The sequence below is a fragment of the Ruegeria sp. B1 genome (assembly GCF_056535885.1).
Window position 1 is genome coordinate 3,441,444 of sequence record NZ_JBQFJA010000001.1, and the last position, 20,021, is coordinate 3,461,464.

The 20,021-nt window shown below is 56.1% G+C and carries 17 protein-coding genes; 9 read left to right on the forward strand and 8 right to left on the reverse strand.

The features are described 5' to 3' along the window. Window positions 1–40: 40 nt before the first annotated feature. From dusA to ACR3ES_RS16920, 3 genes are all read right to left on the reverse strand, one after another. A complete protein-coding gene (dusA, locus tag ACR3ES_RS16910; RefSeq protein WP_170433293.1) occupies window positions 41–1,051 on the reverse strand; it encodes a tRNA dihydrouridine(20/20a) synthase DusA in 1,011 nt (336 codons plus the stop codon). 437 nt (window positions 1,052–1,488) lie between these two features. Then, window positions 1,489–3,195: a hypothetical protein gene (locus ACR3ES_RS16915; protein ID WP_480493310.1), complete on the reverse strand. Its 1,707-nt coding sequence runs from the start codon at window positions 3,193–3,195 to the stop codon at window positions 1,489–1,491. A gap of 489 nt (window positions 3,196–3,684) precedes the next feature. Then, window positions 3,685–4,287, reverse strand: coding sequence for a TetR/AcrR family transcriptional regulator (locus tag ACR3ES_RS16920; RefSeq protein WP_170433289.1), 603 nt, complete (start codon window positions 4,285–4,287; stop codon window positions 3,685–3,687). Window positions 4,288–4,424: 137 nt separating this feature from the next. Between ACR3ES_RS16920 and ACR3ES_RS16925 the strand changes: the two genes are divergently transcribed. The 7 genes from ACR3ES_RS16925 (at window position 4,425) to ACR3ES_RS16955 (ending at window position 13,496) form a co-directional block, all read left to right on the forward strand. Next, on the forward strand, window positions 4,425–4,889 hold the full coding sequence (locus ACR3ES_RS16925) for a (2Fe-2S)-binding protein (protein ID WP_170433287.1): 465 nt from the start codon (window positions 4,425–4,427) through the stop codon (window positions 4,887–4,889). 3 nt (window positions 4,890–4,892) lie between these two features. Then, window positions 4,893–7,079, forward strand: coding sequence for a xanthine dehydrogenase family protein molybdopterin-binding subunit (locus ACR3ES_RS16930; RefSeq protein ID WP_170433285.1), 2,187 nt, complete (start codon window positions 4,893–4,895; stop codon window positions 7,077–7,079). A 131-nt stretch (window positions 7,080–7,210) separates the two neighbouring features. Further along, window positions 7,211–8,530, forward strand: coding sequence for a glutamine synthetase family protein (locus tag ACR3ES_RS16935; RefSeq protein ID WP_170433282.1), 1,320 nt, complete (start codon window positions 7,211–7,213; stop codon window positions 8,528–8,530). Between the two features lie 59 nt (window positions 8,531–8,589). Next, on the forward strand, window positions 8,590–9,270 hold the full coding sequence (locus tag ACR3ES_RS16940) for a type 1 glutamine amidotransferase (protein ID WP_170433279.1): 681 nt from the start codon (window positions 8,590–8,592) through the stop codon (window positions 9,268–9,270). Continuing rightward, entirely contained in the window at window positions 9,270–10,628 is a 1,359-nt protein-coding gene (locus ACR3ES_RS16945; RefSeq protein ID WP_170433276.1) for a glutamine synthetase family protein, read from the forward strand. Before ACR3ES_RS16940 ends, ACR3ES_RS16945 begins: the two co-directional genes overlap by 1 nt. Window positions 10,629–10,637: 9 nt before the next feature. Then, window positions 10,638–11,993, forward strand: coding sequence for an NAD(P)/FAD-dependent oxidoreductase (locus tag ACR3ES_RS16950; RefSeq protein WP_480423948.1), 1,356 nt, complete (start codon window positions 10,638–10,640; stop codon window positions 11,991–11,993). Between the two features lie 288 nt (window positions 11,994–12,281). After that, window positions 12,282–13,496 (forward strand): DegT/DnrJ/EryC1/StrS family aminotransferase, encoded by a 1,215-nt coding sequence (locus tag ACR3ES_RS16955; protein WP_480423950.1) that lies wholly within the window; start codon window positions 12,282–12,284, stop codon window positions 13,494–13,496. A gap of 61 nt (window positions 13,497–13,557) precedes the next feature. On the opposite strand, the gene phaR is transcribed toward ACR3ES_RS16955, so the two are convergent. From phaR to phaC, 3 genes are all read right to left on the reverse strand, one after another. Next, window positions 13,558–14,112, reverse strand: a complete 555-nt coding sequence (phaR, locus tag ACR3ES_RS16960; protein WP_170433268.1) for a polyhydroxyalkanoate synthesis repressor PhaR — start codon at window positions 14,110–14,112, stop codon at window positions 13,558–13,560. 134 nt (window positions 14,113–14,246) lie between these two features. Beyond that, a complete protein-coding gene (locus tag ACR3ES_RS16965) occupies window positions 14,247–14,693 on the reverse strand; it encodes a phasin family protein (RefSeq protein WP_170433265.1) in 447 nt (148 codons plus the stop codon). Between the two features lie 131 nt (window positions 14,694–14,824). Next, a complete protein-coding gene (phaC, locus tag ACR3ES_RS16970) occupies window positions 14,825–16,627 on the reverse strand; it encodes a class I poly(R)-hydroxyalkanoic acid synthase (protein ID WP_170433262.1) in 1,803 nt (600 codons plus the stop codon). Window positions 16,628–16,738: 111 nt separating this feature from the next. Between phaC and phaZ the strand changes: the two genes are divergently transcribed. Both phaZ and ACR3ES_RS16980 read left to right on the forward strand, forming a co-directional pair. Continuing rightward, window positions 16,739–18,010, forward strand: coding sequence for a polyhydroxyalkanoate depolymerase (gene phaZ / locus ACR3ES_RS16975; RefSeq protein ID WP_170433259.1), 1,272 nt, complete (start codon window positions 16,739–16,741; stop codon window positions 18,008–18,010). A gap of 5 nt (window positions 18,011–18,015) precedes the next feature. Continuing rightward, window positions 18,016–18,600: a DUF6151 family protein gene (locus tag ACR3ES_RS16980; RefSeq protein ID WP_480423953.1), complete on the forward strand. Its 585-nt coding sequence runs from the start codon at window positions 18,016–18,018 to the stop codon at window positions 18,598–18,600. Here ACR3ES_RS16980 and ACR3ES_RS16985 read toward each other — a convergent pair. Together ACR3ES_RS16985 and ACR3ES_RS16990 are read right to left on the reverse strand one after the other, a co-directional pair. Continuing rightward, on the reverse strand, window positions 18,591–19,307 hold the full coding sequence (locus ACR3ES_RS16985; protein ID WP_170433256.1) for an alpha/beta fold hydrolase: 717 nt from the start codon (window positions 19,305–19,307) through the stop codon (window positions 18,591–18,593). The genes ACR3ES_RS16980 and ACR3ES_RS16985 overlap by 10 nt on opposite strands. A gap of 85 nt (window positions 19,308–19,392) precedes the next feature. Next, a complete protein-coding gene (locus ACR3ES_RS16990; RefSeq protein ID WP_170433542.1) occupies window positions 19,393–20,007 on the reverse strand; it encodes a hypothetical protein in 615 nt (204 codons plus the stop codon). Window positions 20,008–20,021 lie beyond the last annotated feature (14 nt).

Below are 20,021 nucleotides of genomic sequence, written 5' to 3' on the forward strand. Positions count from 1 at the left end.
CTTCCACCCCCAAACCGGCCTTTGGCCGTATTTCAGTCGGTCACACCTCAGCCAGAGGTGCCACGTGGTCCAGCGCCTGTAGCATCACCTCGGGCCCGGCGCCTATGTGTACAGCACCTTCAGAGAGTGCGCGCCGCCAAGCCCGCGCGCCGGGACGTCCGGCAAAAAGGCCCAGCATATGTCGCGTGATTTGATGCAATCGTCCACCTTTGGCAAGATGCCGTTCGACATAGGGAACCATTTGGCGCACTATTTCAATCGGATCGCGAACCGTACCGGTTCCAAAGATCTGGACGTCGGCAGCGGCCAGAATATCGGTCGGCTGGTGATAGGCGGCGCGCCCGATCATCACTCCGTCCAGCCCCGCTTCCAGATGCGCGCGCGCCTCACTCAACGACGTGATGCCGCCGTTGATCGACAGATGCAAGTCGGGAAATGCGTCCTTCATTCGATATACAAGGTTATAGTCCAGCGGTGGAATGTCCCTGTTTTCTTTGGGGCTAAGACCCTCAAGCCATGCCTTCCGTGCGTGAATGATCATCCGTTGACACCCGGCCGCGCGAACCCGGTCCAGAAACGCAGGCAGGGTGTCATTTGGGTCCTGTTCATCCACGCCGATGCGACACTTGACTGTGACATCGACATCCACGGTCTCGCGCATCGCAGCGACGCAGTCTGCCACGCGTTCTGGTTCGTTCATGAGAACAGCGCCGAACGTACCGGACTGAACCCGATCCGAAGGGCACCCGCAATTCAGGTTGATTTCGTCATAGCCTGCCTCGGCCCCAAGCCGGGCCGCCGCAGCCAATTCCTCCGGGTCCGAGCCTCCCAATTGCAACGCAACCGGATGTTCTTGGGGGTTGTAGTCCAATAGATGCAGAGCCCCACCGCGAACCAACGCAGGGGCGGTGACCATCTCGGTATACAGCAAGGTTTCGGAACTAAGTAAGCGGTGCAGGTAACGACAATGGCGATCAGTCCAATCTATCATGGGGGCGACGCTCAGCCTTAAGTTCTTTTTAGCATTTGATTTTAAATGATTTTTTGTCATACTGGCTTATTAGTATTCTGCCTGATTGGTGCATTTTCTTGCTTGTTTTGTCCCATTTTGTGCTATTGGAACAACTAATGTTGTTCTGATAATCGAAAAGTTGTTCCACATGGCAAGCATTTCTGAGCGCAAGAGACAGGACGGCTCAAGCGCATTTCTCGCACAAATAAACATCAAAGGAAAAGGGAAAGCTTGGCCATCTGCTCGTCAGTCAGCTAGAAAAGATAACTCATGTCACCGCTCCATTTTTGGAGCCGTGAATCATGCCGCGCAGTGAGACTCAATGCATCCTGAGCCTAGACATGGCAATCAGCGCGTCACCCTATTTTAGCCCGCTGCTCAAACTGAGATAGGCATACAGCACCAGCTATCGTCACAATCCTACGACTGCTCCTCTGTCAATTGAGGTCACCAAAAGACAATTCCGACAGGAATCTTTAGAAACCGGGAGTGTCGATAACCTGATACTCTCGCAACGTAATTGTGTGCGCGGTACAGCTTGAAAGCCTTGGTTGCCCAGATGTTTGCCCAACGGTGTAAAGGTCAAAGAGTTCTGGACCATAACTTGACAAAACTACAGGGAATTCAGCTTCGGTGGCAGTGGGGTCTACTGAAACATAACCACCAGAGATCGGCGATATATTGTTGCGAACGAACACAAGATGGCGGCCATCAACAGGTTCATATTCCACATTTACTGAATACAACCCAGGAGTACTTTGATTTACGGAGAACCCTTGCCCATCGGTACTGACGGTGCAAGCTACCTCTTGCTTGAACCTTGGTCTGTCTAGCTTTCGCCATATAACTGTTGTGGCCGTGACTTCCTCAGGTTCCCAACTCTCGAACAGAACTCCATAAAACCAGAAATTCTGGCTGACAGACCAAGGTTGCCATCTTGGATTATAATCGCGCCGCGTAGTAACAACTCGATCGACTGAATCCAGCGCGACCAGCGACTGCCCGCGCAAATCCCCAAGTGCATGTATGACTGAATCAACCTTCCAAGGACCAAACTCACGGTTTATGGCGCTCCAAATACCCCAGTACTCTTCTATAGTTTCTTCACCAGCAGAAGCCCGGGCATACGCAACATATTCTGACCAGTCCTTTGGCAGGAATCCCCCCAACTCAGCTACAAAAATCCTATTTTCATCGTCGTTTGCAATAGTCCAATCGCGATCATATTTCGTCGCAGAATAGAAAACAAAACAAGCACTAAGAAGCACTGTGCCACAGAGCCCCTTCAACGACAATGTCGGAAATCCGTACCCCATTGCAACAATACGCTCTCTCAAAACCGGAACGTGAATACAAGCAATACAAAGCACGGTGAAGTAGCCTATAGGTTGAAAGTAGTGCGCTGAAATGTGACCAATGACTGCAGGTAGAGTACCGCCCATTGATAGCGATACGCCAAGAACAAACAAAGTGATCCGTTCAATAGATCGAGTTCTGTACGCGGTGACAAACAGGTACACCAAGATAATGGCCGCAACCAAGTTCAATCCGGAGGTTAGGCGAAAGAGGTGGCTGGCTTTGAAAACACGCTGGCCTTCTTGGTATGGAGCAAAGTACCACCATTGGTCAGCCGGAACTGCTTTGAGGTTGGTTAAAATGAATTTGAGTGGATAACCTCCGGTTGCCAAGGTTAGCGTCAACCCAAAAACAAAAAGAGTAACGGCCGCGTAGGTTAGAATTGGGCCAAGCCTCCAAATCTCTTTCCAACTCCACAACAAATACACGGAAAGCAGGGAAAATAGGAAGACAGTCACAACTGCATAGTCATTTGACCAGTTGAGCAATACACCCGCAGAAAACCCTAATACAACCGCGCGCCAGTAATCATTTTCAGTTAACTTGACGGCGATCAATACCGATGCAGCCATTAGGTAGGGAGCAAACGACCTGATCGGCAACAGTGAATGGCCAGGTTCCAAATACAGAGTCATCATCCTTGGCATCTCAATGTTTTTCTCTGCAACGAGGAACGCCACTGCGACACTTATTCCTGAAAAGACCGCGTGCTGAATCCTAACATCCGGAAAAAAAAGCTTAATGATGACAGCAAATGAAAAAGCGCCACACAACCAAGTTGTCAGGTAGGAAGCAGCCTGAGAAGCCGCAAGATGCCCTCCAAACACTGAAAAAAAGGATAGATTGCAGTGACCGGCCCTATCCCGAGATACGGAAAAAAATCCCGCCCCGGGAGGTACCCCTCGTCCAAACGGTACAATGAGCTTGCCGTCTGGAAGGCTCCGTCAACCACGAAAAAAGGCATATCGATACCTTTTCGAAGTGCAGAAATGACCAAAAACGCGACGAAAAAAGTTGACGATATCGATAGAAGAAGGTCTTTGGTCTTCAATTTTCCAAATCCATGTAAACTATTCACATTAAGTGAAGCTGTCGAAGTATTGCCTGTGAAGAGATCACTCAACCAACAGGCTCCTCATACAACAAGAAAAAATAAATCTTCCCGCGCTGTTGTCGCAGACCTAAATACTTTCACTGAGAGGTCAATGGACGCTCGAGGATTTTCGCGTTGGTTGATGTGACTCGCTTTGATGGTGTGTTCATTCGCCCGCTAATCCAACAATCGTAGAGCAAATTCAAGTACCAACTCAGGCATTTTAGGAAACATACCGGCTTATCATCATCTCGACGCTGTTTTCGATCGTTTCGGTCATTTCAGCCTGGCTCAGCACAGCCCCTGTGAACAGCATCGGCCAGAACGCTCTGGCCTTGATGAGGCCGATGAACTCCCGGCCAGCCTGCTCCGGGTCCTCGATCTGCAACTGACCGTCCTCTGCAGCATCGCGGAGCATGGCGATAAACGTCGCCGTCTTGTCCAGCTTACCCTGTGCCTCTGCCGCAAGTAGCGGATTGCGCAGAGTCTCGCTGATCACCATCCGGGACATTGCGATGACCTCAGGTGACATCAGAATCCGCCCTTCGGCCCAGGCCAGTTCGGTCAATTGTTCGCGGATGTCCCGCCCCTTTTCATATCGGATTTCCAGCACTTCGGCAAAACGATTGGATAGTTCAATCACGATGGAGCGAAAAAGATTTTCCTTGCTTTCAAAGTACTTATATAGTGTCCGCTTTGACACCTCTGCCCGCGCCGAGATGCGGTCCATACTCGCCGCGGCAAATCCTTTCTCCTGGAACTCGACCACGGCGGCCTCGATAATCTGAGCGCGCTTGAACGTATTTGGTGCAGTGCATTCAACCATGTCAGAGCTATAGACCTATTGACAGGCGCTGGTCAAATTCTGCGTAAACTCGAGAGTTTACAACGTCAAAAAACTGTGGAATCGTAAACCCGCCAGTTTACCGACTCAGGTAACCAGCCCAACAGGAGAGTCCCCCTATGGCTTTAACTTTGCAACTAAATGGCGAAACCCACACGGTTGACGCCGAACCCGGCACGCCCCTGCTGTGGGTGATCCGGGATGAGCTCAAGCTGACCGGAACCAAATTTGGCTGCGGCGTTGCGTCTTGCGGCGCATGCACCGTGCATGTGGACGGCGCGCCGGTGCGTTCTTGCCAGACATATGTCGAAGACGTCGAAGGTGCCGAAATCACGACCATCGAGGCCGTCGGCAATGATGAAATCGGTGCAGCCGTTCAGCAGGCCTGGGTCGAACTCGATGTGGTTCAGTGCGGCTACTGTCAGTCGGGCCAGGTGATGTCGGCGGTTGGATTATTGTCCGAGAACCCGAAACCGACCGTCCAAGAAATTGACGATTACATGTACGGCAACGCCTGCCGTTGCGCCACCTATCAACGTATCCGCGCCGGCATCCAGCGCGCGTCTGAAATACTGGAGGCCTGATCTATGACTGTTAACACCTCCCGCCGTGGATTTCTGAAAGGTGCCGCTGCTGCCAGCGCCGTATTGTTGGTGGGCGCACGCGCAGATGGTGCGTTGGCCGCCGCGTCCTCTGACACCGCGCAGTTCAACCCATTTGTTAAGATCGACGCAGATGGAACGGTCACTGCAATCGTCAAGCATTTTGAAAAAGGTCAGGGACCTGCGACGGGCCTGCCCACACTGATCGCCGAAGAAATCGGTCTGCGGATGGATCAGATCGAATACGAGTTCGCTCCGTCCAATCCGCAACTCTATAACAATCTGCTGTTTGGTCCGTTCCAGGGCACAGGCGGGTCAACCGCGATGGCGAACTCGTGGCTGCAATATCGCCAAGCCGGTGCCGCCGCGCGCGAAATGCTGATCTCTGCGGCGGCCCAAGGCTGGGGCGTTGATGCCTCTGAGATCACGATCGAGGAAGGTGTTATCAAAGCCGGTGATCAAACAGCGCCGATCAGCGCGTTTGTCGCTGTTGCAGCACAGATGGAAGCGCCCGCTGAGCCACGCCTGAAAGACCCCTCGGAATTCCGACTGATCGGGAACGAGGCCGTGCGCCGCAAGGATTCGGCCATCAAAGGCAATGGTCAGGCTGTTTATGGCATGGACCTGCACCTGCCGAACCAGATGGTCGCCATGATCAAGCGCCCTGAAGCGCGTGGCGCTTTGGTCACCGGGTTCGATGACACCGCGTCCAAGGAAATCAAAGGGTTCATCCGCGCGGCTGCCCTGCCCAATCAGGCCGGGGTCGCCGTTTACGCAGAAGACACCTGGGCCGCAATCCAGGCCCGCGATGCGCTTGAGGTGGAATGGGATATCTCGGCGGCCGAGACCCGGCATTCGGACCAGATCAAAGCCGAGATCATGGCCGCGCTGGATGCGGAACCCGCATACAATGTGAACCAGGCTGATGTCGCTGCCGTGTCTGCATCCATTGATGGCGCGGCCAAAACGGTCGAGAAGACCTTTTACTTCCCGCTGTTGGCCCACGCGCCGATGGAGCCGATGAACTGCACGATAGAACAGACTGCCGATGGCACAATCGTCCTGCACGACGGAAGCCAAATTCCAACCGGCGTTCATATGGCGTATCAGCAGATCTTTGGCGTGCCCGAGGACAAGATCCAGATCAAGACCCTGTTGGCAGGTGGGTCATTCGGGCGCAGGGCGACGCCAGAGGCCGACTACCAGGTTGAGGCGGCGCTGGCGTTTGTCATCACCGACCGGTCTCGTCCGGTGAAACTGGTCTGGACACGCGAGGACGACATTCGCGGCGGCTACTACCGCCCTGCCTTCGGACACAAGGTCCGTGTCGGGCTGGATGTGGATGGCAACATCGTCGGCTGGCAACATCAGGTCGCCGGACAGTCGATCATGAAAGGCACGCCGTTTGAATCCTTCAGCGTTCATGATGGTGTCGACCACAGTTCAATCGAAGGCATTGCGGACAGCCCGTACAATATCCCGGGCATGGCGGTGGGTCTAACTGACACGCCAAAGGCAACGACCGTGTTATGGTGGCGCTCGGCTGGGCACACGCACACGGCCTACGCAATGGAGACCATGATGGATCTGGCCGCCGCTGCAGCGGGCCGGGATCCGGTAGAGTTCCGGCTGGCCCATCTTGCGGATACCAGCGATGCCGATCAGCAACGCAAAGCCGGCGTTCTCAGACTGGTGGCGGAAAAGGCCGGTTGGGGCAATGCCCCGGCGGGCCGGACGCAGGGCATCGCGGTTCACAAATCCTTTGGGTCCTACGTCGCCGAGGTGGTCGAAGTCTCGGGCGATCCAGACAACGGAATCCGTATCGAGAAAGTCACTTGCGCGGTGGATTGCGGAATCGCAGTAAACCCGGACATCGTCCGCGCCCAAATGGAGGGAGGTATCGGCTACGGTATCGGCCATGTCATGCGGGGTCAGATTACCCTGACGGACGGTGCAGTGGACCAATTCAATTTCCCGGATTACGAACCGCTTCGGATCGGCGACATCGCGGCCATCGAGGTTCACATTGTGCCGTCCGCCGAGGCACCCACCGGTGTCGGTGAGCCTGGGACACCTCCGTCGGCCCCTGCTCTGGCAAATGCGATCAACGCATTGTCCAATTTGCATGTCGCCGAACTGCCAATGTCAGAGAACGGTGTGAGTTTCGTCTGACCCATAATTTCCCGCGCCGATTCTTTTGGGTTGGCGCGGGTTTTTCTGCTCCTGTAGAAATTTGATCAAATTTAGTGACAAGTCAGGACGCCTCCAGTACATCTCGGGCAACAAGACGAACGGAGGCCATTGTGGACCTGAGCGCCCTGCACAGTTTTCGTGTCGCAGCCTGTGACCTGAATGGACAGATGCGGGGCAAACGCGTGCCGCCGACCTATGCGGACAAGCTGAGCAAAGGCACCGTGCGCATGCCTTTCTCTGCGTTGAATGTCGATCTTTGGGGCGCTGATGTCGAAAACAGTCCGCTGATGTTTGAGACCGGCGATGCAGATGGGGTTCTGTTGCCGACTGATCGCGGACCGGTCCCTATGCCCTGGCTCGAAACCGATACAGCTCTGGTCCCCATGAGTCTTCACGATGACGCCGGGGCGCCATTTACCGGCGACCCGAGGCATGCGCTTGCCGCTATCCTCGCACGCTATGCGCAGCGCGGATGGTCTGTTGTTGCCGCAGCGGAACTGGAATTCACACTGCTCGACGCGTCCGGTCCGCATCCCCGACCGCCAATCAACCCGGTGACAGGGCGTCGCGTGTCGGATGACTCCATTTTATCGATGGCCGAGATGGATGCTTTTGATGCGTTCTTCACTGACTTGTATGACGGCTGTACGGCGATGGGCATACCCGCCCAGACCGCCATTTCCGAAAGCGGTGTCGGTCAGTTCGAGATAAACCTGCTACATCAGGATGCACTGCGCTGTGCCGATGATACATGGCTTTTCAAGGCATTGGCGCGAGGGTTGGCCCGCAGGCATGGGTTCGTGGCAACCTTCATGGCAAAACCTTATGCCGATGACGCCGGCAACGGCCTGCACATACATTTCTCGGTCCTGGATCAAAAGGGGCGCAATGTGTTCGACAACGGCAGTCCAGAAGGCACAGACTTATTGCGCTCGGCAGTGGCGGGATGCCTGAAGGCCATGCCGGGCAGCACGCTGGTGTTCGCTCCGCATGGCAATTCATATGCCCGCCTTATTCCCGGCTCACATGCACCCACCGGCGCAAGCTGGGCCTATGAAAACAGAACCGCCGCAATACGCATTCCCGGTGGTTCACCCGCAGCGCGCCGGATCGAACACCGGGTTGCCGGTGGCGATATCAATCCGTACTTGACGCTGACCGCAGTTCTCGGCGCGGCGTTGGTCGGAATCGAAGACGGGTTGCAGCCCCCCACCCCGATCACAGGAAACGCCTACGCGCTCGATGATCTTCCGCAATTGGCAAGGGGCTTGGCAGCGGCAATCGAAGCTTTCGAAGCAGACCCAATGATCGCCCGGCTGTTTCCAGCTGACCTGATCCGCAATCTGGCACTGACCAAAAGGCAGGAGATGTCCCGGTTTGCCAGCCGTCCCGCCGATGAACACTGGCTGAGTTACCTCGAGGCCGTCTGAGCCCCCTTGTCCGACCGTCGTGGGTCCGCTAGGGTAAATTTGATCAAATTTGGTGACTTATGAAAATCGGTATTCTACAAACCGGCCATACCCCCGATGCGTTAAAGGACGATTTCGGGGATTATGACACGCTGTTCCCAGCCCTCCTGACCGGACATGGGTTTGAGTTCGAAACATTTGCCGTCGTGGACGGGCATTTCCCGAACGGCGTCGATGACGCGGATGGTTGGCTGATAACGGGATCGCGACACGGTGCCTATGAGGATCTGCCGTGGATTCCGCCGCTTGAAGAGTTGATCCGCAACATACGCGACAGCGGCAAACCCCTGATCGGAGTGTGCTTTGGCCATCAGATCATCGCGCAAGCACTTGGTGGTAAAGTCGAAAAATTCTCGGGCGGCTGGGCCGTAGGACGCACGGAATATGATTTTGATGGCAACACAGTGTGGCTGAACGCATGGCATCAGGATCAGGTTACAACGCTGCCTGAGGGTGCGCAGGTTCAGGGTCAAAACGATTTCTGTCAAAACGCGATGCTAAGCTATGGCGACACGATCTGGACAGTTCAGGCGCATCCTGAGTTTTCAAACGCATTTGTCAGCGGTCTGATGCGCACACGCGGCAAGGGGGTTGTCCCGGATGCGTTGATGCAAGCCGCAGCAGACCGGACCAGCGCACCGGATGACAATGCTCAAATCGCAAACATCATGGCGGGCTTTCTAAAAAAGGCGCGGGCCTGATGGCCGACTGGACAAAGAAACTACCTCAGGCGGCACGCGACTATTTTGACGGCAAGCGACTGGACGAGGTCGAGTGCATCATTTCTGATCTGCCGGGCATCGCGCGCGGCAAAGCGGTTCCGGCGTCGAAATTTGCGCGGCAGTCTTATTTTCACCTGCCCGACAGCATCTTTTACCAGACCATCACCGGCGATTGGGGCGAGGCTGCGGGCGAAGACGGGTTCATCGAACGGGACATGATCCTGAAACCCGATTTCTCGACCGCGTCTGCCGCACCTTGGACCGGCGACTGGACCTTGCAAGTGATTCACGACGCCTATGACCGGGACGGAGAGCCGATCCCGTTCAGCCCCCGCAACGTGCTGAAACGCGTGGTGAAACTTTATCGCAAAAAGGAGTGGGAGCCGATCGTGGCGCCCGAGATGGAGTTTTTTCTGGTCGCACCCAATGTGGATCCAGCGCAGGGCATCAAGCCGATGATGGGGCGCTCGGGGCGGCCAGCTGCAGCGCGACAGGCCTATTCGATGACCGCCGTGGACGAGTTCGGCCCGGTCATCGACGACATTTACGACTTTGCTGAACATCAGGGATTTGAGATCGACGGGATCACCCAAGAAGGCGGCGCCGGTCAGCTTGAGATCAATTTGCGCCATGGCGACCCGGTCAAACTGGCTGACGAGGTGTTCTATTTCAAACGCCTGATCCGCGAGGCCGCATTGCGGCACAACTGTTTCGCGACGTTCATGGCAAAGCCAATCGAGGACGAACCCGGGTCAGCCATGCACATCCATCATTCGATCATCGATATGGAGACGGGACAGAATATCTTTTCCGGTCCGCAGGGTGGGGAAACAGATGCGTTTTACCACTTCATCGCCGGTCTGCAGATGCACTTGCCCGCCGGACTGGCCGTGATGGCGCCTTACGTGAATTCCTATCGCCGCTATGTGAAAGACCAAGCGGCGCCGATCAATCTGGAATGGGCTCGCGACAATCGCACAACCGGCATTCGTGTGCCTTTGTCGGGTCCCGAGGCGCGGCGGGTCGAAAACCGGATCGCCGGGATGGACTGCAACCCATACCTTGGCATCGCCCTGTCGCTGGCCTGCGGCTATTTGGGTTTGATCCAGCAGGAACGCCCCCGCCGGCAGTTCTATGGTGACGCCTATGACGGCGACGGTGATATCCCGCAGGTGATGGGCAATGCGCTGGACCTGTTTGACGCGGCAACGGCTTTGCATGAGGTGCTCGGCACCGAATTCGCGCGCGTCTATGGCATCGTGAAACGGGCGGAATACGAGGAATTCCTGCAAGTGATCTCGCCATGGGAACGTGAGCACCTGTTGCTAAACGTCTGAGGCGGCGGAATGAACCTGCTCTATTCCAACGACCAAAAGGCGGAGTACCCGCCCAGTTGGTACGCGGCTACGGCAAACCTGATTGACCGATTTCCCTCTCTTTCCGGGGATGCGAAAGCAGATGTGTGCATCGTGGGCGGCGGCTATACCGGTCTGTCAGCGGCGCTGCATCTGACTGAGGCCGGATTCGATGTGGTGCTGCTGGAGGCACATCGCGTGGGCTTTGGCGCATCGGGTCGCAACGGGGGTCAGCTTGGCAGCGCCCAGCGCATGGAACAGGAAGATCTGGAACGTCTTGTCGGCGATCAGGACGCCGCCAAGCTCTGGCACCTCGCCGAAGAGGCCAAAGGTCTGGTGAAGTCCCTGATCACCAAACACAAGATTGACTGCGACTTGAAACCCGGCGTCGCCCAACTGGCCCTGAACGACGCAGAGCGGCATGAGCTGCACGACCATGCGGAACACTTGTTGATCAGGTATGGGTATGACCAACTCGAATTGATGGATACCGAAGCCGGGCGTGCCTTATGCCCGTCACCCGCCTATAAAGGCGGCTATCTGGACACGAGCGCCGCTCATCTGCATCCGCTGAACTACGCTCTGGGTCTGGCCACAGCGGCACAAACAGCAGGGGCTCGCCTGTGTGAAGGCACAGAAGTTCTGGATATCGAGCAAGGTGCGCGGGTTTCCTTACAGACAGCCCACGGGCGGGTCACTGCGGATCATGTCATCCTCGCCTGCAATGGATATCTGGGTGATCTGAACCAACACGTCGCGGCGCGGGTGATGCCGATCAACAATTTCATCGCGGCAACTGAACCGCTGGGCGCGGATGCGGGTAAGGTACTGACCCGAGACATCGCCGTTGCCGACACCAAGTTCGTCGTGAATTATTTCCGCCTTAGCGGCGACGGTCGTTTGCTGTTCGGTGGTGGCGAGAGCTATGGCTACAGGTTCCCGGCAGACATCTCGGCCACTGTGCGCAAACCGATGTCCCAAATTTTTCCGCATCTCAAGGACGTTAAAATCGACTACGCATGGGGCGGCACACTGGCGATCACAATGCGTAGGATGCCGTATCTTGCGCGGGTTGCGCCAAACATTTTATCCGCCTCAGGCTATTCCGGGCACGGCGTCGGAACAGCCACGCATGCCGGGCAACTGATGGCGCATGCCATCCAGGGTCAGGCTGAGGGATTCGACACGATGGCGCGCGTCCTGGCCCTTCCGTTTCCCGGCGGATCAGCCCTGCGCAGCCCGCTTTTGGTACTTGCGATGACTTGGTACGCGTTGCGCGACCGCTTAGGGCTGATACTGTTGAAAAACTGCGATTTTGCGCAGATTCGAGTCCAAAATTTCTCGTAGAAGCCCGGTAGGATTATTCAGCTTAGGGTTCGGCCAAAATCTGACTCTGGCCGTCAGAGGGCATCTCAACAACTGTCATCGATATTGGCTTTGGACTTTATCGACGGATCGCCGGTTCGCAGAAAACTCGAACCTCTTGCATTTTTGAGTTTTTCAACACAATGGGCTCTGAGCCTTCCAGGATTTGCGACAATTTGGTGAAATTTCGCCGACACGGCGAATGGGGGCTTGGCACGGGCCCGCACTTTAATTTAAATAAACGAAAGTTAGAATTCGGGAAAACCAAATATGACGCTGCCACCCAACGTTCATGATGCCGAACCCATCCCTGCAGCCGCACGAGACGCAATTGATGCCTTGATGCAATCGGGGGACCTGTTCCGATACACCGCACCGCAAGATGCGCCTGTCGCCTTGCTGGAAACCGAGTTTGCCGCGTTGCTCGGCACGAAATACGCGCTGGCCGTTTCGTCCTGTTCGGCAGCGCTGTTCCTGTCACTGAAAGCCCTGGACCTGCCGCGAGACGCGCGAGTGTTGATCCCGGGCTTCACCTTTGCGGCCGTCCCCTCGTCCATCGTACATGCCGACTGCATCCCTGTCTTATGCGAAGTTGGGGAGAACTATCGGATCGACATGGCGGATTTTGCCGACAAGCTGGACAATGTTCAGGCTGTCATCATCAGCCATATGCGCGGCCATACCTCGGATATGGACGCAATCATGGACCTGTGCGACGCGCGCAACATCCCGGTGATCGAAGACGCGGCCCATTCGTTGGGCACCACTTGGCACGGGCGCAATATCGGAACAATCGGCAAAATCGGGTGCTTCTCGTTCCAGTCCTACAAGATGATCAACGCGGGCGAAGGCGGCATCCTGATCACGGATGACGCCGACCTGGTGGCCCGCGCAGTGATCATGTCGGGTGCCTACGAGCACAACTGGAAAAAGCACAAGGGTCCCCATGGCGACAACACGCCAGAGCTAGAACAGGCTTTTGCCCGGTGGCAGAACCAGTTGCCGCTGTACAACTTGCGAATGAGCAATCTCAGCGCAGCTGTGATCCGCCCGCAAATTCCTGAACTGGCACGGCGCGTGCGCGACGGACTGTTAAATCATGACTATGTGGCCGACCGTCTGAACACATTGCCATATGTCGAGGTCCCTGCCCCGCTTGCGCCCGAACGCCGGGCGCCGGATTCGATCCAGTTCAACCTAGTTGGAATGGACGAAACCGAAATCCGGGAGTTTGCTGCGGCGTCCGAGGCACGCGGTGTAAAGGTTCAGGTCTTTGGCCTGAGCGAGGACAATGCACGCGCCTTCTGGAACTGGCAGTTCCTGCCCGAGACGTTCGAGCTTCCCAAAACACGGGACATGTTGATGAAAGCCTGTGACGTGCGTTTGCCTGTGCGCCTGACGCGGGAAGAGTTGGACATCATCTCGGACATCCTGCTCGCCTCGGTTGGCGAGGTGACCGGTCCGGTGCCGGTTTATGGCACCTGAATACCTTCAACAAAAAAAAGACCCGCGCGATGCGGGCCTTTTTGAGGTTCATAGTCTGACTTCAGTTCAGCTTTGAGAGCTTTTGTTGCAACTCTGCAAGTTGCTTCTTGATGTCATCCAGATCCTCTTTTGGCTCTGTTTTGTCCTCGTCTTCGGCACTTGGCCCGGACCATCCACCCGAGAGCCCGCCGGTCATGGCTTTCAAAAAGGCCTTTTGCTGCGCCTGCATCGCTTCAAAGCCCGGCATCTGAGACATCGGGTTCATCGCGTTCATGTTTTCCATCATCTTGGCCTGGCTTTCGCGCAGCATATCGAACGAGCTTTGCAGAAACTGCGGCATCATCCCACCGCCAGGCACCATGTAGCTGCGCACCAGATCATTCAGCACATTAACCGGCAGGACGTTTTCGCCACGACTCTCATGTTCTGCAATGATTTGCAGTAGATACTGGCGCGTCAGGTCATCGCCGGTTTTTAGGTCAATGATCTGCACTTCGCGCCCGTCACGGATAAAACCCGCGATATCCTCAAGCGTCACATAGTCACTGGTCTCGGTATTATACAGCCGACGGCTGGCATAGCGCTTGATCAGCAGCGGTTTTTCCTGGTCCGACACCCGGTACCCTCCCCAAGGATGATGCGTTGCAGCACAGGTTATGCGACTGCAGAACAAAAAGAAAGGGCAGGTCAATCGACCTGCCCTGCGCGACTACACCGAATGGGAGGAATGGGTGCGTCTCGCGGACGTTCTTACTTGGCAGCTGTTGCTTTCTTGGCAGCAGCGGTTACGTCGTTGGTGGCTTTTTTGACAGCTGCGGTTGCGTCTTCTGCAGCGTCTTTGCCAGCCGCCATCAGCAGCTCAACGGTTTCGGTCTGAACTTTTTTCGCGATTTCAGCGAAAGCAGCCAGGTTTTCTGCTGCAACTTCAGCCGACGCGCTTGCGAAGTCGGTTGCGGCTTTTGCGTAGTCCGCAGGCTCTGCCTTTGCTTTCGACATCTCGGTCAGTTTGGCCAGAGTTTCCTTGGTCCATTTGTTCGAGATCTCAGCCGATTTCTCAGCCGCGTCCAGCGCAACACCTGACAGCTTCTCGTTCAGGGTTGCGGTCGATTTGAAGGCACCTTCCATTGCAGAGGTGTCAACGGGGAATGCACCCATCATGTCTTTCATGATGGCATTAAAGTCTTGGGTCTTTGCCATTGTCCTAATCCTTTTAGCCAGTCCGGGCCCGCCCCGGGTTTCATCAGCTTGAAGGCAATATGATTGCTGCATCGCAGCATTGCAAGTTTTTTCTTGCTGCGATGCAGAAAAAGTTCAGTTTCAAAGTGAAATCAGGTGTTTGGATTGGCAACAACATACGTGCCCGGTGCGGGTGCCAGGCGCGAGTGATCCGAATCGCCGGTATCTCGGGCGGGCACTTGCTTGCCTGATCGCTTTTTCAGCCAGGCCTCCCACATGGGCCACCAGGACCCTTCGTGGTAATCCGCCTCTTTCAGCCATGTGTCGGCATCCAGCTTCATGTCGGGATTTGTGTAGTGCCCATATTTCTTCTTGCTGGGCGGGTTTACAATTCCGGCAATGTGGCCGGATTCTGAGACCACAAACGTCTTAGAGCGGGACCCCATCTTCTGCACCCCGCGATAGCAATCCTTCCACGCGGCAATGTGGTCCGTCTCGCAGGTGATCGCCATCAGCGGTACGTCGACATCCCCGACCTGCAGCTTGTGCCCCATCATCTCGATCCCGTCTGTGGCAAACTCGTTGCGCTGACACAGACCCCGCAGGTAGTCGACTGCCATCTTGGCCGGCAGGTTGGCCCCATCGCCATTCCAGAACAGCAGATCAAACGCCGGGGGCGTTTCCCCCATCATATAGCTGCGAATGGCCGGACCGTAGACCAAGTCGCGCGAGCGCAGGAACGACATCGTGCGCCCCATGATCCAGGACCGCAGCACACCCTCTTTTTCGACCTCTTCTTCGATCCCGTCGATGAAGTCGTTCTGCAGGAATGGTGTGAACTCTCCCTGATCCGAAAAATCGGTCAGGGCCGTAAAGAACGTAGCGGACTTGACCGACTTGTCCCCGCGCTGTTTCAGCAGCGAGAGCGTCAGGCTCAGCGTGGTGCCTGCAATGCAATATCCGACCGCATTGACCTGCTTGACCTTGCAGATTTTCTTGGCCTCTTCGATCGCCGTCAGAAACCCGTCCTGAATGTACTCCTCCATCCCGGTATCGGCATAGCTCCGGTCCGGGTTGACCCAACTGACCACGAACAGCGTGTATCCCTGTTCGGTTATCCATTTGATCAGGCTGTTCTGCGCCTTGAGATCCAGAATGTAGAATTTGTTGATCCATGGCGGAAACAGGACGATGGGGGTTTGGTAAACGGTTTCGGTGACCGGTTTGTACTGGATCAACTCCATCATCCGGTTGCGAAACACCACATCCCCCGGCGTCGTCGCAAGGTTGCCGCCAACCTCGAACGCGTTCTCGTCCGCCAGTTTGATAACCAGCTCTCCATCGTTGGCTTCAAGGTCGGAAACCATGTTCTCAAGGCCTTGGATGAGCGACTGACCCTCGGTTTCGACCGCCTTTTGCAACGCATCCGGGTTTGTCGCCAGAAAATTCGTCGGCGCCATCATGTCGATGATCTGTTGCGAGAAATATCTGAGCCGGCGCTTGTCCTTGTCATCCATATCTTCAACCGAGGCCACGGCCTGCGCTATTGCCTGGGAGTTGGTTTGATATTGCTGTCGGACGAGGCGGAAATAGGGGTTAGTGTCCCACAACGGGTTGGAAAATCTTTTGTCAGTGAGTTTCGGGTCTTCGTCTTCCACCTCGCCTGTTGCCAGCGCTTGCTGCGCCTCAGCAAAGTTCAAAACCGACTTTCCCCAGTATTCTATCTGTTGTTCCAACAGCTTGGCTGGATTTTGCCAGGCCTCGGCCCAATACGCCGTTGCTGCCTTTGCAAAAAGCTCATGATTCGGAGCGTCCAGCGCGGCCGTGTGGGTTTTTTTTGCGGACATGACTTCGATCAGACGCTTGGACAGCTGTTCGACCTTCTCCATGTTTTCTTTAAGGCGTTCAGTGTGTTCGTCGGTCAAATCTGGCATCTGGTCTTCACTTGTTGTCATTTTAACAATTCCCCCCTAACCTCGCTGCTATGCAGAATAACGTCGTGGGTGTCGGGGGGCAAAGCGGCGAATGGTCCGAACTCTTAGGCTCACACTCCGGAGGTCCCTTCGATGCGCTATATGCTGACCTACGACATGATGGAAACCATGCGTAACACCAACCAATGGTTGGGTGCCACCGCAAGCGCAATGGCATCTTACCCGTTGTTTTCCATGGTTCCAAATCCTGCTTTCAGCTGGATGGCTGCGTGGGGCGAGGTGACCGAGCGCACCTTTCAACGCATGATCGTCAAACCCGACTGGGGCATCCGTACCTTCACCTGCGAAGATGGCAAAGATCATCTTGTTGAAGTCACCACGGTTCTCGAGCGTCCTTTTGGAGACCTGATCCATTTCAGAATAAACGGTCGGAAAGAGCAGCCGCGCAAGGTGTTGCTGGTGGCCCCGATGTCCGGCCACTACGCCACGCTGTTGCGCTCGACAGTCAAAAGCCTGCTGGTCAATTGCGAAGTCTATATCACCGACTGGCATAATGCGCGCGATATTCCTGTGTCTGCGGGTAAGTTCGACGTCGAAGATTACACACTCTATCTTGTCGATTTCATGAAAGAGCTTGGTCCCGACACACATGTTGTCGCAGTGTGCCAGCCTGCGCCATTGACGCTGGCGGCGACCGCCTATCTGGCCGAAGTGGAACCCAAGGCGCAACCCAGCACGCTGACCCTGATCGGCGGCCCGGTCGATCCCGACGCGACCCCAACAGACGTGACCGATTTCGGCAGTCGCGTCACCATGGGCCAATTGGAAGAGACGATGATCCAGCGGGTCGGGTTTAAATACAAAGGTGTGGGACGCATGGTCTATCCCGGCCTTTTACAACTCGCCTCTTTCATGTCGATGAATGCCGAACGCCACTCAAAAGCGTTTACAGATCAGATCCAGCGCATCGTGCGCGATGAAGCATCAGACCATGATGCGCATAACCGGTTCTACGATGAATACCTTGCCGTGATGGATATGACGGCCGAGTTTTACCTGTCCACGGTCGAACGCATCTTCAAAAGACGAGAAATCGCATTGAACGAGTTTGTTGTTGACGGCCACAGGGTGGATATCGGCAAAATCACCGACGTTGCCGTGAAAACCGTTGAGGGTGCAAATGACGACATCTCAGCCCCCGGTCAGTGCATTGCCGCTCTGGATCTCTGCACAGGGTTGTCCGACAATAAGAAAGCCAGTCATGTTGAGCCGGGCGCTGGGCATTATGGCATCTTCGCGGGCCGCAGCTGGCGCGACAATATCCGTCCGCTGGTGATTGATTTCATGAACGAAAACAGCCGCAAACCGCGCCGCCGAGCCGCGAACCAGAACAAGGTGGCCTGAGGCCCGTGGCCGGGAACGTGCAAACCGGCGTCGGGTTTGCTTGCGAATGCCGCGCGTTACAGGGGCGCATTACTGCCGAAGGTGTCCAGGCCGGCACGCATGTCGTGTGTTATTGCCCGGATTGTCGCGCGGCAGAGTTGTACTTTGGGCAACCCGACCCTGCGCCTGATCCCATCGCGGTCTTTCAAATCGCACCGGAGCATATCGAAATCGACCAGGGTGCAGAGCATCTGGCCGTCATGCAACTTGGCCCCAAAGGCGTCTACCGATGGTACGCCAAATGTTGCAAGTCACCCTTGGCCAACACACTCCAGACACCCAAGTTTCCGTTTGCCAGCGTAATTGCCAAGCGGGTTGCGAACCCTTCCAACCTCGGTCCGGTCACGTCCCGCAGCTTTGTGCCCAAGCCGGGTGGAAAGTCGTCACATGAAAGATTTGCGTCAGCGGTGTTCGGCGTCTTGAAGCGCGCGGCCAAGTCCCGCTTTTCAGGCGGCTGGAAGAAAACACCTTTCTTCGACGGTAGCACCGGAGAGCCGGTGTCCAAACCAACCTTGATCAGCAAAAGCGAACGCGACGCGCTTTACCCGTAATCCGCTCGCAGCGGTTCGCTCAGCCACCTCTGCATCGCCTTTATCACCACCTGTGGTGTCTCAAGCGTTGGCAGATGCCCGGCGTTTTCAATCACTTGCATTTCCGCATCCGGGATCAGTTCGGCCATAAACGCATGTTTGCGAACCGGGGTCAGCGTGTCGTGCGCCCCACACAGGATCAACGTCGGCACCTTGATCCAGCGCAGGGTGCCTTGCTGATCTGGTCGCCGCTGCAAGGCGCGCATCTGCCGCACAAACAGGTCTGGTCCGAGATCCGTCGCCATGGCCAGCAGATCGTTCAAGATGGGTATACGCTGCGGTCCCGGGGCAAGCGTATCGGAGCCGACGATCTTGCGCATGCCCTCCTCTAGCCGTCCGGCCTGAACCGCGACGATCAGGTCCTCGCGACCGGCGGCAATCTGCGGCGTGTCCGCCTGCGCGTCCGTCGCCATTAGGCACAGTCGTGTAACCCGGTCCGGTGCGCGGCGCACCAATTCCAAAGCCACAACGCCACCCATGCTGAGCCCTGACAGCGCAAATCGATGGGGAAGCTGATCCAGCAACCCCGAGGCAATTTCTTCGATCCGCTCCCCGGTGGAAGTTGGTGCGACCATCACCGCGCGCTCCCGCGACAGCGCCTCGAACTGAGGTCGAAACAATCGCGCGTCACACATCAATCCAGGTAGCAACACCAGCGGGTCGATCACGCGGGGCCTCCGTCTGCTCGGTTATCCGAGCCCTTTCAGTTTCTCTTAAGGATGAGAGTTTTGCCGGGACCGGGCAAGAAAAACTTCACGGGTAGGTGATGGCGCGAAACCCCGGAAAATCAGCATAGCGGGATCGTCGGGTCGGTAGGTTTTCTTCCGGGTCTGCGCCTGGCTTTAACAGGCAACCGCGCGGTGCGATGTAGCTGTCGATCCGACGATGCGGGTTTGGGCGCCATACGAGGTTGAACGCGCAAAGCTTGGGAAAGAACCAGATCTCGGAATAGTCCAGGTGATCATGCATCCACCAAGCCAAATCCCGCCAATCGCGCCCTTGGGCATATTGGTCGGCGAACCAGGGGATCACGATAGACGCACCCGCAATCCGCGCGTCACCCTCGCCCCGATCCCAGATATGGCATTCCAAGGGGTTGTCGTTGCGCGCGCAATTCAATCGATTCTCGTTACCGAACCGGTTCAGCGACGGCGAACGGTAGCCTGAGCGCACGGCAACCCGGCCAAAGGTTTCCTCCAGAGGGTCCAGAAGCGTTTCACAAAAAGCCCGTCCGGTTTCGATGGCGAGATCGGGGTTGTCGGGTATGTTTTGTTTCTCGTGGAAGTTCCCGATCTCGGAATACAGGAAGTCGCGCATGAAGAAATGCCGAGACAGGCGCACGCGACCAAGGGCCTCAAGGCTCCACATGCTGCCCGGCTTGC